Origin of the sequence: Paraclostridium dentum (assembly GCF_048568265.1) — a bacterium.
Taxonomy (GTDB): Bacteria; Bacillota; Clostridia; order Peptostreptococcales; family Peptostreptococcaceae; genus Paraclostridium; species Paraclostridium dentum.
Map to the genome: position 1 here is coordinate 2036093 of NZ_CP183813.1, position 13686 is coordinate 2049778.

Annotated in this window: 11 protein-coding genes; 3 read left to right on the top strand and 8 right to left on the bottom strand. The window is 25.5% G+C overall.

Annotated elements, in window-relative coordinates; translation table 11 throughout:
• Positions 1-123 precede the first annotated feature (123 nt).
• Together ACN6I1_RS09300 and ACN6I1_RS09305 are read right to left on the bottom strand one after the other, a co-directional pair.
• Positions 124-378: a hypothetical protein gene (locus tag ACN6I1_RS09300; protein ID WP_021430517.1), complete on the bottom strand. Its 255-nt coding sequence runs from the start codon at positions 376-378 to the stop codon at positions 124-126.
• Between the two features lie 177 nt (positions 379-555).
• Entirely contained in the window at positions 556-1578 is a 1023-nt protein-coding gene (locus ACN6I1_RS09305; protein WP_419741721.1) for a hypothetical protein, read from the bottom strand.
• Positions 1579-1769: 191 nt separating this feature from the next.
• Here ACN6I1_RS09305 and ACN6I1_RS09310 point away from each other — a divergent pair, with 191 nt between their 5' ends.
• Positions 1770-2702: a hypothetical protein gene (locus ACN6I1_RS09310; RefSeq protein ID WP_220797841.1), complete on the top strand. Its 933-nt coding sequence runs from the start codon at positions 1770-1772 to the stop codon at positions 2700-2702.
• A 112-nt stretch (positions 2703-2814) separates the two neighbouring features.
• Positions 2815-4428, top strand: coding sequence for a hypothetical protein (locus ACN6I1_RS09315; protein WP_419741722.1), 1614 nt, complete (start codon positions 2815-2817; stop codon positions 4426-4428).
• A gap of 46 nt (positions 4429-4474) precedes the next feature.
• Here ACN6I1_RS09315 and nagZ read toward each other — a convergent pair whose 3' ends face one another.
• The 4 genes from nagZ to ACN6I1_RS09335 all read right to left on the bottom strand — a co-directional run bounded on the left by nagZ (position 4475) and on the right by ACN6I1_RS09335 (position 9541).
• Complete coding sequence (nagZ, locus tag ACN6I1_RS09320; RefSeq protein ID WP_419741723.1) at positions 4475-5614, bottom strand: beta-N-acetylhexosaminidase; 1140 nt, start codon at positions 5612-5614, stop codon at positions 4475-4477.
• A gap of 13 nt (positions 5615-5627) precedes the next feature.
• Positions 5628-6143, bottom strand: a complete 516-nt coding sequence (locus ACN6I1_RS09325; RefSeq protein ID WP_419741724.1) for a S8 family serine peptidase — start codon at positions 6141-6143, stop codon at positions 5628-5630.
• 284 nt (positions 6144-6427) lie between these two features.
• Entirely contained in the window at positions 6428-7312 is an 885-nt protein-coding gene (locus tag ACN6I1_RS09330; protein ID WP_419741725.1) for a S8 family serine peptidase, read from the bottom strand.
• A 21-nt stretch (positions 7313-7333) separates the two neighbouring features.
• The gene (locus tag ACN6I1_RS09335; RefSeq protein WP_419741726.1) at positions 7334-9541 is read right to left on the bottom strand and encodes a S8 family serine peptidase; all 2208 of its coding nucleotides are present in this window, start codon (positions 9539-9541) and stop codon (positions 7334-7336) included.
• 371 nt (positions 9542-9912) lie between these two features.
• Here ACN6I1_RS09335 and ACN6I1_RS09340 point away from each other — a divergent pair, with 371 nt between their 5' ends.
• On the top strand, positions 9913-11832 hold the full coding sequence (locus tag ACN6I1_RS09340) for an FUSC family protein (protein ID WP_419741727.1): 1920 nt from the start codon (positions 9913-9915) through the stop codon (positions 11830-11832).
• A gap of 55 nt (positions 11833-11887) precedes the next feature.
• Here ACN6I1_RS09340 and ACN6I1_RS09345 read toward each other — a convergent pair whose 3' ends face one another.
• Positions 11888-12757, bottom strand: coding sequence for a uroporphyrinogen decarboxylase family protein (locus tag ACN6I1_RS09345; RefSeq protein WP_419741728.1), 870 nt, complete (start codon positions 12755-12757; stop codon positions 11888-11890).
• A gap of 8 nt (positions 12758-12765) precedes the next feature.
• Complete coding sequence (locus ACN6I1_RS09350) at positions 12766-13680, bottom strand: GTP-binding protein (protein ID WP_419741729.1); 915 nt, start codon at positions 13678-13680, stop codon at positions 12766-12768.
• Between the last annotated feature and the right edge of the window lie 6 nt (positions 13681-13686).

The window sequence follows — 13686 nt, forward strand, 5'->3', positions numbered from 1 at the left end:
CATATGTTTAGTAAATTATCCCTAAAAAATATTAAAGCCATGAAGTCACTTAAATAAAGGTACAAAAACAGACCTTTTTCTTAAGTAAAACCTTCATGGCTTCTATTTCATAATATCTAATTTTTACTCGTGGCTATGCCCATGTTCCCCATTGTGGTCATGTCCATGCTCATGTGTATGATCATGATCATGTGAATGAACCCCTGTAAATCCATCTTCATGGTTATGATCGTGACCTAATCCATTTACATGTTCATGATCGTGTAAGTGATTGTGAGTATGTTCATGAGCATGTTCGTGTTCATCAGACCCACAAGTACCACAGCATCCATTTACATGTGGATTATGATGTAGTCTAAAATTTCTTTGTAAAAACATATTTTGTCCCCCTATAATGTTTTAGTTACTTCAGTAACTAACGTTTTCATTCTTAATTTATACTATATTATGTTTTTGCATAATAGTAAAGATTTCTGTATGTTTTTGGAAAATTTAGTTTTATACAGATAATTACATTTTTTTACATTTTTCTATATTTTATTTAATTTTTATATTTTATACAATACAATCTATTTCAAAATTATTATTTTTTATATTATCTAAATTCGTAAAAATAGTATTACATTTACATAATTTATCTTTTTCATAGTTTGATTTAAATATATATCTTCTTAGAGCTTTATCTGATTTTTTCTCATAAATATTTTCTATATCCCAAACCTCTCCTAAGTCATTTGACTTACATGTATACACATAGTTATATTCCCCCCATTGTATGTATAAATCATTTTTATAATTAATTAAATGAGGAAATAAACACATAGTTCTTGTCTTTATAGTTTCTACTCTCATTTCATTAAAACTGTTCTTATTTAAATTTAACTTTATGTATTTACAAAAATATTTTCCTCCACTGTTTTCTGAAAAAACTATATGACAGTTATTGTTTATATCCTTTAATACAGATAAATATATTTTAAGTTCTTTAGAGTCTGTTAGCTTCAAAGGTTTTGACCATGAAAGTTTGTTTTTGTCAAATGTTGTAGAAAATAATTCTTCACATCCATCTATAGATTTAAAATAAAATAAAATAGGACTATCATCTCTCCATACAACTTCAAAATTACTCATTATATTATAAGGTATATAATCAACTTTAGATTTTATAGTTTTATCTCCATCTATGTATATATGTATTAAATTGCACATTAATGGATTTTTTTTATTTATAGAATAATAAATTATATGTTTTTTATGTGAAAAAATTTTTATATAAGGAAACTTCACATAAAAATTTTTATAATCATATTTAAGTACAGTATTAAACTTTATACTTTCTTCTAATTTCATTTCTATTAACTTGCCTTTTTTATCACTTAAAATACCATATATATTATCATCTTTATCTATATCAGCATAAGCATCTATAAATGAAAACTCTCCGTTAATAACTTCTTGGCTACATACTTCATTTGAATCATTTTTTATAACATGATATGTTATACCACTACCTAAATTAAGTATGTTTAAATCTTGATTTGATTTTTTTATTAGTATATCAGTATCATTAAAAAGCATAATTTCATCCCCTTTTTAATAGATAATTTCATTCTATCATTTATTTATATCTATTATAAATCTTTTATTTTATTCATATTTTAGACAAATTTTCTTTAAAATAAAGTAACATAGTATATTCATATCTCATATATTTAATTAAAGAGAAAACATCTCTTTAAATATATTATGCATAGGAGAGAATATATAACATGAGTGAAAATAAAACTAATCATGAAGTATGTACAGAATGTAATCACCCACACGGTCCAGAAAACGATTGTTGTTGTACAAAACCACCAAAACCACAACCAAATGAATGTATGAAGTGTTGTGATCCTTTAGAATTTAAGTGCCCTGATATACGTAGAGCAACTTGTATACCTATACTAGGAGAAAGAATATATGACTTTAAATGTATAAATAAAAAGCAAGAAAGAGTTGCTTCTGCTTTAACATTTAGTGTTGTTTCTCAAGGACCATGCCCTTATACAAATGGAGATAAAGTATGTATAGAAAAAATTTCAGTTAAATATGATTGTCTAGGATTTACAAATACTGATCCTGCACTAGCTGAAAATTTATTACCAATAATAATAGATTCAAACGCTACTACACTTACTGCAACTCCATTAAGTTGTTCTACAACATTGAATTTATATTCTAGTTATACAGGCCAATTAACTCCTAATTTTATATGTTGTGAAGAAGGAAGAAATGTTAACTTAGCTCAAGGACCTATACAAGTTGGAGTAGTTAATTTCCAATATGTTTTACAAGGTAAAATAGGATGTATACCATTTGTAGCAACATATCCTGCTGCTCCTTTAACTGGTGAAGTCGCTTCATTTGGAGACATAACATTATATAATAATATTTGTCTTCCTCAAGTTACAGACCCTATTGATGTTAAAGCAGATTTCCAACTTGAAATACTTCCTAAGTGTGTAATACCTACATCTACGTATACTTCAACTAGTAATACATTTACAGCTAATGTATTTGATTGTCTTTCTATAAAAGAGAAATTCTATGTAACTATAAAAGACGAATTAGTTGTTTATACTGCATTTAATGGGTTAGAGTGCAAAGATGATTGTCATCATTATTCACATGAGTTTTACGAAGACTGGTGCAAAAAATAAACTCAATACAAAATTAGTAAAGACCTATGATTAGGTCTTTACTAGAGTTTGTAATAAATTTACTTTAATATACATAAAAATAATATATACTATTATTTTAGGGAGGCTTTTTATGTGTGATCAAAAAACTACCATACAAGCTCTTATAGATACAATTATATTAATTGAGGATTTGTCATACATAGTTGGTTATGAAAAATATTTTTTTGTACCTATTTCTATTACAACTGATGACGGCTCAATTATTGACATGGTAATATCAAACTCTAAAGATGATACAATTTTAATAAGTAATGATGTAATTATTTATAAAAATACAGCTATAAATTTAAGTAATATAACTAAAGTTAAAATTCTTACCCAAAATATACCTTCTAGTAAATTTAAATCTTTATTATTAAAAAAACTAGAAAATTTAGTTGCTTTTGACAATAACACCTATAACTTTAATTCATTTTCTAATTCAAACGAAATTAATAGTTTTAATCAATTTAATAGCACTTCTAATATCCAAGACTACATAAATGAAAATATAGAAAATATAAAAACTGTAAGTTTTAATACTCCTTTAAAAACTAGTCATACCTTAGATACAAAAACAATGTATGATAATGTTTTAAATGAATCTTCATCTTTAGATATAACAAAAGAACATATATTAACTGATTTTAATCTAGATGTAAATAATATTGATGTTGTAAGTCATATTGAAAAGTTAAATTCTAATTTAGTTTCAAATATTGAAACTGACGAAAAATTAGTTCTTACTGATAAGTCCAATGAAATAGAAGTTTCAAAGCCTATAGATACTAAGCCTATAGATGTCTTAACTGACTTAACTGTCCCAAATTATAAAGTCTCTATAAATCCTACATCTACTTCCGCTATAGATAAAGTAAATACATCTACTATTGATTGTTTATCTGATATAGATATATTTAACTTAAAAAATACTCTATCAAATATAGATGAAAATACTCAAATAATTAAGTCTCACACTATAGAAATTTTAGATTTTTCTCCTATTAATAAAGGTATAAATAAATCTGAATTTGATGGAAAACCTCTTATCGTTGATCCTACAGGAGAAAGATATATAGGCGTAGTATTAGAAGATGGGACCTTTGAACCTCTAAAAATAACTCTAAAAAAATTAACAGTAATAGATGAGGACGTTAACAACTTATTAGGTAACATAGATGTAGAAACTCAATTAAATAGCACAATTGCTAGTATATCTAAAAATCACACACCAGTTATAAACGATATAGATGTAAATTATAATACAAAAATAGCTGAGTATAATAACAAGAATATAGCTTCTCTCAACTCCTCAATAAAAATACAAAAACAACAAATTAAAAATATAACTAATTCGCCAGAAAGTACTAAAGCTGTTTGCAAGGGTAAATTTGAATCAGTAAGTAATTTAAATAGAATTGATAAAACTGATATATCTCATATCACTGATGTTAAGTACAATACTGCTATTGATACAATAGATGTTAAAAAGAATAAACACTATGTTGTAGAAGACCTTACTTTTAATAAAAAAACTTCAAATGTTTTATCAGGTTTTGAATTATTTAATATTGATCATATATCAAAATCATATGAAAACATTAATGGAACTGTTGATTATGTTGGAAATGGTATAGTAATTGTAAATAATAATGATTCTAACATAACTATATATCCAATAAGTAAAATAAGTGTTATAAATTAATAAAAATAACCTCATTTCAAGTTGAAATGAGGCTATTTTTATTAATTTATAGTTTTTCTTTTAATTTTAAAATTCTATATACACTTTCATCTATTCTTTTTTCTGAAATTTCATTTCTTTCGACAGCTAATTTTATTTTTTCTATAACCGATTTAGTTTTTCCTATATCACTTCCTATTAAAATTATGTCACTACCAGCTTTTATAGACTTTATACTTGCTTCTTCAACTGATAACCTGTTAGTTATAGCTTTCATACACATATCATCCGTAATTATAACATTGGAAAATTCCATGTCATTTCTCAATATCCTGGTTATTAGATTGTAGGATAAAGTAGCTGGGTTTTTATCATCAATTTGTTTCATTAGTATGTGAGATACCATTACTGCATCAGCTCCACTTTCTATAGCCTTTTTAAATGGTACCAATTCAAAATCATATAATTGATCTATGCTTTTCTCAACTACTGGTAATCCTATATGTGAATCTACTTCAGTATCTCCATGTCCTGGGAAATGTTTTATTACAGGTATCACGTCCTCGTCTTTTAGGCCCTGCATTGTAGCTATTCCCATAGTTTCTACAATTTTTTCATTATTCCCAAACGCTCTATCTCCTATAACCGTGTTTTTAGAATTACTATAGATATCTAATACGGGTGCAAAATTCATATTTATTTTATACGTCTTTAGAGTTTTTCCTATTTCTTTTCCATTTTCATATGCATACTTTATATCTCCTTTATCTCCAATTGATTTAGCACTTTCAAATCTTTTTATATTTTTAGCTAATCTATTTACTCTCCCGCCTTCTTCATCAATTGATATGAATACAGGTATATTTTTATTTGCTTCTTCAATATCTAAATTTAATTTTTTTAATTGATTAGAATCCTCTATATTTCTTGAAAAAAGTATTACTCCTCCGACTTTCAAGTCATTTATTAATGTATCTAATTCACCATTAAAATCAGTTCCATTAAATCCGCTTAATACCATTTGCCCAATTTTTTCATCTAATGTCATTTCGTTAATCTTTATCATAATTTCATCATTTGTATCCGCTTCTATATGTTGTTTATTTTTATATTTATTACTATTAAATAAATTTATCATAATAAATATTAACAGTATAATCAGTACTATAATAACTAACATATTAATATAGTTTTTTTTACTTTTCATTAGATACCTCTGCTTATCTTATATTTTTTGCAATTTGCTGTATAGTGTTTTTAAAATTCAAAACACCATACCCCATTCTTACATTTGGATACTTATAAATATCTAATCTATCAGCTCCTACCATTAAATAAGTTTTTATTACATCTGTAAAAATCAGACTTTTATTTAAATCACTTTGTGTAATTAAAAAGTCAACTATAAGTGCAGTTACTCCACTTGCAATAGAACTTGCTATTCCAGTTCCGCTTGCTTTTGTGTATGAATCATTTTCATAACATCCCATGATATCTACGCTAGGTGCGACAATGTCAGGTCTTATAGGTACTTGATTGAGCGTTCCAACAGAAGATTCAATCCACATACTGTCAGTTTTATTATTAAATCCACCTACTGCAATTACGTTTTCAGTTGTAGCAAAAATATTAGTTGTTGAAAAATAATTAGAATTTATAAATCTAGTTTCTTTATCTATTAAATTTTTGTTTGGTAAGTATATATTATATTCCCCTATTAAAATAAATTCTGGCATTAATCTTAAAGTCCATATGCCTTGCTTTACATTATTTAATGAAATTATTATTTCTTGTGTTCCAGATTTTATCCAAAGATAAATAAATTTACTACTGTATCTAGTTCCTTCTACATTAAAAGTTCCCTTATATATATTCTCATCTGGAGCATATTGAGCTGGATAACCTACTTCTCCGGATGGAGATATTAAATTTGCTGAAATTTTATCTGGGCCAACACAACTAATTGTTATATCTAAATTTTTTTGCTCCCCTACTTGAATAAGTATATCTTCAGATTCGTTTATATTCTCAAATTTTCCACTATAATGAATGTCTGTATTTCCTTCATTCCCAAGCCACTAACTAGTATATTCCCTCCTGATTTTAGTTCTTCAAATGTATCTAAAAAATTAGTTACAATTATTGATTTGCTTCTTTCTGCAACTGTCAAATTTAATATAAAAGTTTTTCTATAATTTTTAGATATTTCTATAATATATTTTACAGCTAATAAAAAGTCACTCAATTCGTAGCTTTTTATTCCTTCTTTGTATATGCCCTCGTACTCTCTTAATTTTACAATTACTAGCTCACTTCTAGGAGATATTCCTTTATATAATCTATTTATATTTCCACTTCCTGAACATATGCCTGCAGCTATTGTTCCTGTACCAGTGAGGTCTTTAGTTAAACTATCATCTTTTAATTTTATATATTCATTAATTTTTTCTTTTTTAAATTCACTTCCTAAATTTATATTATTAGGAGGTTTGCCAATCTTGCTCTCTTGATCCCATATAGATATTATTTTACTACTTCCATCATTATTTATAAAATCTGGATGTAAGTAATTTATTCCAGAATCAATAATTGCAATTACAGTGTCCTTTCCATATGAAGATATATATGGATTTTGATCAATATAATTTACCCCTGAAATTTCCCTTGGAGATTCCCCACTTTCTTTGTTATTGCTTATCTCTATAAGTGAACTTAAAGTCCTGGAAGCTGTCCAGTCATATATAGAATCAAAATTATAAAAATTAGATTCTAAGAAATTTTCATCTACATATATTATTGCAATTTTATTATTTAAAATATTGTATTCATTAATGTTGTTATCTTTTAATTCTTCTTCCAATTTCAGCTTTTTCCCATTGTATGTTACAATATATGGTTTTAACAACAATAATCCTCCTTATTATAATTACTTTAATTGATTAAACATTCCTTTTATATCTAAAATTCCATATCCATAAATATTATTAGGATATTTTAACTGATTATCTCGTTTTGCTCCACCTCTTAAAAAAGTTCTTATTTTTTGAACTACAGATTTATTTTTATAATTTTTATCAACAAATGTGTATTGCATAATTAAAGCTATTCCACCTGCTGTATATGATGCTGCAACAGAACTACCCGTAACTGTGCAATATTTTCCACCTGGATATGGTGCAATTATGTTTACCCCTGGACAGATTATATCCGGACTTATATTTCTTGCTACTGTTCCTATTATCGGGCCTCTTGATGAGTTTGCCCATATACTATTATTTAGACTATCATAAGTTCCTACGCTAATAGCATCTCTATATCCTGCTGGAAAATTTATTGTACATTCTGGACTATTTACTCTAAATTTTGTTTTATCTCCTATTAAAGTTTTATTTGGCAAATATACATTGTAAATTCCATTAGTTATAAATTGTCCAATCAGTCTAATTTTCCATGTTCCTTTTTTTGCATTTTTTAATCTTATAATAGTTTGTTGCTGTCCTCCATAAGGCATTGGATATATTGACCATATACTGTAACGAGTTCCTTCTAAATCAAACAAGCCATCCATTACACTATAATTTGATACAGAAGATAACTTGCTTTCTTCTCCTGAAGGAGATATTATTAATACATTTGATTTATCTGGCTTATTTACCCATAAATCCATTTCAAGCTCATCCTCATCTTCATCTAATTCAATTTCTATATCTTTAATATCTCCTTTAAATTCAATACTTCCTGTAGAGTGAGTAGTTCCTTTTCCCTCATTTCCAGCTCCTACTACATCACAAATTCCATAATCATAAAAATTATCATTTTCTACAATAGTAGTTCCTATTGCAACAGATTGATTACTTCCTAATGTTATATTGTTAACTAACGGTATATTCTCTTCCTTTGATTTTTTATACATATAATTTATTGCAGCTTCTAATGTTGCACTATTATAAAATCCATTTATCTTCTTTAACTTAACTATTATTAATTCACTTTCTTCTGCTACTCCTGAAAATTCATTTTTTACATTTCCCAGTCCTGCACATAATCCACTAAGTGCTGTTCCTACTCCCTCTTCATCAACAGATAAATTAGTATTTTTTTCTTTTATAGCTTTATTTATATCTTCTCTAGTATATTCTGTTCCAATATTAAATTTCTCAGGAGGACTCCCATCTTTTGTTTGATCCCATAAATATCTAATTTTAGATGTTCCATCTGGGTATATAAAGTCTGGATGTAAGTAATCAATTCCAGAATTGGCTATCCCAATTAAAACTCCACTTCCAGTTACACTTATATTAGGATTTGTTTTAAAATAATTTGAGCCTATTTCTTCTGTCGCAACTATCCCATTTTGGATACCTCTATTTATAGTGGCAAGCTGTGACATTTTTGTATATCTTTCTATATAATTTATTCCATCTAACCTATATAGTTCAGAAAACATCTCTATATTATTTTGGTCTATATATACTACCCCAAAATCATTACTTATTTTGTATAACTTAACTATATTTTGAAAATTTTCTAATTCTTTTTCTAAATTTTCATTAAAATATATATTAAACAGTGGGATATACTTGTCAGGATCAATTGCATTAAAATCCCTAACTATATTTATACTTTTTAAGTCGTTAAATCCATTGAATATAGCTATATGCCTATTAAAGTCATTTTTTGATAAACTTTTTAATGATTCCATGTTTTTTACTTTCAAATAAATTTCTAAATTAATACTTTTCAAACTAGTATTATCAAATATAAATTTCCACTTACCTTCTTCTATATCTTTGCTACTTTTCAATGTAATATTTAAATTTTCTTCTTTAATATAATTAGTATCTATACATGTTTCACGTACAAAGTATTTATTGCTTTCTTTTTTTATACCTTTAATTTTATAATTCGATGGAGTTATTAAGTCAATTGAACCTTTATTTACATTAAATATATCTATTTCTAATTCGTTTATTCCACTTTCAATATCAATTTCAAACTTACATTTTTTTCTATTTCCATCAAAGGTTATATTTTTTTTAAGATATATATTTGATTTATATTTTTCTATAAAATTTAAATACTCTTTATAAAAAAAGCATGGAATTTCTAAATCAACTATAATTGGTATTTTCAACATTTTACCTTTTTCTAATATAGTTTCAACTTCTTTTATTATGTATATAAATTCTGTTTCTTGAAAACTTCCAAGTAAACTTATGAAAACTTTCTTACATTTATCTATCCTGCTAATTTTATATTTTGTTTTAATATAGTTTTCTATATATATATCTTTTGCTAAAAACTTTGATATTATTTTAATTCTCTCATATATATTAATGGTGCATTTATCATATTCTAAAATAGCTTTACACTTTATAAAAATCCCCCCCTAAATAAATTCTTCTATCAAAACATTATATGTATATATTTGTATGTAATGATAGTTTTGTCACTAATTAATATGGGTAATATTTTTACTATACATAATTTTTAGGTGGTGGAAACATGGAAAGCATAATATCAAAAACAATTATTTTTATAGGTATGATTCCTACTGCATTTTTCTTTAAAGAATTTTTTGGAATGGATAATATGTTGATTGGAATAACAGGGTTTATGGCTGCTATTAATTTAATAGACAACGACTATACAATAAACCCTATAAAAAATACAATTAAGTTTATCATTATAGAATTATCAATAGGGACTTGTGCTTTTATATCCGTAATATCTCCTCCTTTAACTTTAATATCCACTTTTCTAATTGTATTTGCTGTAGTTTATATATTTACATATGACACTACTAAGCCTATATATATGCCTTTTGTTTTAGGATATTTGTTTATGGTTTATTTTCCTATTAAATCATCCATTATGCATGTTAGGGTTGAAGCCTTAATATTATCTGCTTTACTTATAATGTTTGTTCAATTGATTTCTAATAAAAATAAGTTTTGGAATAAATCAAAGCAGCAATTATGCAAAGACATAGGATTAATAGTTGATGAAATAGACATTTTAATTGCTAAAGAAAACTTCGATGATTTTAAAAAAATTAGTTTTACTTTAGATAATGATTTAAAAAATCTATCTCAGTCACTATATTCTAGGAAAGAAAAAACCTTTTTAATTTCAGATATAAGTAGACTTTATTTATGTATTACTCAAATATTAGATGGCACTAATTCTATTTTAGAAAAAATAGTAGATGATAAAAATAGTATTAAAGCTAATACTAATGAGTTAAATATTTTAAAATGTTTATTTTTAGATATATCGTACTTTTTAAATAAAGAAATAGGTCTCCTTGATTTAAAAAATAAAGTATATACATATATTCATAAAGATAATAAAAATGAATTTGATAACTATATAGCCTATGAGTTAAAACAAAATATGACTCTTTTAGATGATATATTAAAAAACATATCAAGCGGAGGATTATCTACTAGTGATAAAAAATATGGAGTTCCTGGAAAGGTAAAAGATATAGAAATTATAAAAAGACGCTTTAATAGAAATTCACTTAGATTTACTTTTGCATTTAGAATCGCTTTATGCGTTAGTTTAGGAGCTTTTATTGTTAATTACTTTAAATTATATGAAGGTAAATGGCTAGTTTTCACTTTAGCTTCAGTCATACAACCTTATATAGAGTCTAGTGAGTCGAAAATGATAGATAGGATAAAAGGTACTCTTATAGGGGTGTTTATATTTGAATTGACTTTTCATATTGTAAAAAATGTAGATGCAAAAATATTTATAGCATTCTTTTGCGGTTATATAAGTAATTACTTTAAGGACTATTCTAAAAGAATGACCTTCATGACAATATTTGCATTAGGAATAGGTTCTACTCACAATAACTTTAATATCTTATCATTTGACAGAATAAAATTCATTTTAATAGGATGTATTTTAGCATTTATAGCTACTCGAGTTATTTTTCCTTATAAAATTAAAGATGTTACATTTAATTTAGTAAATAGCTCCCTTGATTTAAATAAAAAAATAGTTAATTTATTAAAAGATTTAAAATTTAAAGAGTTATATCATTCTAAAATTGACAGCTATGATTTAAGAGAACTAGTTTTAACTAATAGGTTAACAAATGATAAAATTAGTATAAATAATAATACAATACGTTGTGATGAAATTAATAAGTTTTTATATAGTGAGCGAGTTATAATGAGTAATTTAATACTTCTAAAAAATAGTATTTCAAATGATAGAGTTAAATCATTAGATATATGTGCTACCTCTATTAAAATGCAACAGTATACAGATGGAAAATTAGGTAAGGATGATATGTTAAAAGAATTATATTCAATTGATAACTTAGATGATAAGTTAATTTTTATGAACATATACGAAATCTTTAATAACTTAAAAATTGCTCAAAATTTTTCAAAGTTAGTATGTTAAAACTAAAAAAGAAACTGCAATTAAATTTTATTAAAATTTGATTGCAGTTTCTTTTTTAATTAATCTCTACTATATAAATTTGTGAATTTTTCAAATTATATTGAGTCCTTTTCATGCAATTGTTACCTATAATCTTGACTTTTTTACTTTCTATAATATTGGAGATAGCTTCTCCATAGGTTAAACCACTTTCATATTCAACTTTTATAAATTTACATTTGTTTAAATTAAAAAGTGCTGAAGATGTCTTCCCACATATATGTATTACACCTTCTCCAATGCATTCTGAGGCTCTCTTTAATATGTTTATAGTTGTTTCACTAACTACTTCTTCATATACTTTTGGGCCAACAATATTTATATCTCCTACTGGGTCACTATAAGATATTATCTTAGCTCCTTTTTCATATCCTTTAACTATATAATTAACTATATTATCCTCAATAATATTCATTAACTTGTCTATACAATCAAGGTTCTTTCTAACACCTTTATAAAAATACTTTAAGTCTACAAGTAAAGATATAATTGTCATAGGTCCGCAAACATTCAAAGTTACTATTTCATTTTTTGAACTTAGTATACTTATTGATTCTAATACTTCTTTTATCCTTCCGTTGTCAAAATCTATATTATCTAATTTAGATAATTCTTCTAAACTAGAAAATGCATAAGCTCTTGACCTAGGACAGTTTTTTTCATCTCCTAAGTTTATACTTGCACCAAAAGCTTCAGCCTCTACTGTAGTACAAAATGGCAACTTGCAAATACTATCTTTTCTATAATCTTTTAAACTTTTAGATATGTATGCTATATCATTGGCATTTTTATGTAAATTAGGAAAACTTAAATTAGAACCCTGTATTATCTCTAGTGGTATATTTTCATTATCTATCTGATCACATTTAAACTCTAATTTTTCCATATTTCCCCCTATATAAAAGTCTTTTTTAATTCTTCAAACTTTAACTCTGTTCCTATTATACAAAGTTTAGGACAAATTTTTAAACAACTTTTTTTAATGTCATATTTTCCATTTACATAGTTGAACTCCAATAGACTATTTCCACTATTTACAAAACCTTTGCATCTTATTATTTTACCTAAAGACTCTGTTTCTAAAATTCCAAAGATTTTTTCTATATCTTTTGTAGAGTATGTTTTAATAGGCATTAAAGCTATAGATGAGATTTCTTTCATGCTTTCACTTATATCTTTAATTTTTATTTTTTTTATATCTTCATCGCTAAAATGTGCTAACTCATTAATATGTTTAATTGCTTTATAAAATTCTTCACTATTCCAATCTTCATAAATTATGTAGGAGTTTTCATTTATATTTTTCAATGAATTAATTACACTATTTAAATTTTCATGATCTATAAGTTGAGATTTACTTATTATTATTGTATTAGCATTTTTTATTTGATCTTCATAAAATTCACCAAAATTATCTATATAATCGAAATAATTAACTCCATCTACCACAGTAATTATAGAATTTAGCTTTAAATATTTTTTAATCTTTTTATCATTTAGCATTATTAATATTTCACTTAGCAAACCTACTCCAGTTGGCTCTATTATTATTCTATCCGGATTAAGTTTTTCTATAATTTCCTCTATAGTGTTTTTAAAATTTAATTTTATACTACAGCATATACATCCATTTTGAAGTTCTATAACTTCTAGTCCATCTTTTTTTATAAGTTCTCCATCTATTCCTATTTGTCCAAATTCATTTTCTAAAACTACAACTTTTTCATTCTTATTATCATTTAACATTTTTTTTATAAGCGTAGTTTTTCCAGAACCTAAGAATCCAGAGACTATATCTATTTTTATCATTTAATC

Excerpts from the sequence above, each read along its gene's own strand:
- ACN6I1_RS09305 (WP_419741721.1), bottom strand. The coding sequence starts at position 1,578 with ATGCTTTTTAATGATACTGATATACTAATAAAAAAATCAAATCAAGAT.
- ACN6I1_RS09345 (WP_419741728.1), bottom strand. The coding sequence starts at position 12,757 with ATGGAAAAATTAGAGTTTAAATGTGATCAGATAGATAATGAAAATATA.
- nagZ (WP_419741723.1), bottom strand. The coding sequence starts at position 5,614 with ATGAAAAGTAAAAAAAACTATATTAATATGTTAGTTATTATAGTACTG.
- ACN6I1_RS09350 (WP_419741729.1), bottom strand. The coding sequence starts at position 13,680 with ATGATAAAAATAGATATAGTCTCTGGATTCTTAGGTTCTGGAAAAACT.
- ACN6I1_RS09300 (WP_021430517.1), bottom strand. The coding sequence starts at position 378 with ATGTTTTTACAAAGAAATTTTAGACTACATCATAATCCACATGTAAAT.
- ACN6I1_RS09315 (WP_419741722.1), top strand. The coding sequence starts at position 2,815 with ATGTGTGATCAAAAAACTACCATACAAGCTCTTATAGATACAATTATA.
- ACN6I1_RS09310 (WP_220797841.1), top strand. The coding sequence starts at position 1,770 with ATGAGTGAAAATAAAACTAATCATGAAGTATGTACAGAATGTAATCAC.
- ACN6I1_RS09325 (WP_419741724.1), bottom strand. The coding sequence starts at position 6,143 with ATGCCAGAATTTATTTTAATAGGGGAATATAATATATACTTACCAAAC.
- ACN6I1_RS09340 (WP_419741727.1), top strand. The coding sequence starts at position 9,913 with ATGGAAAGCATAATATCAAAAACAATTATTTTTATAGGTATGATTCCT.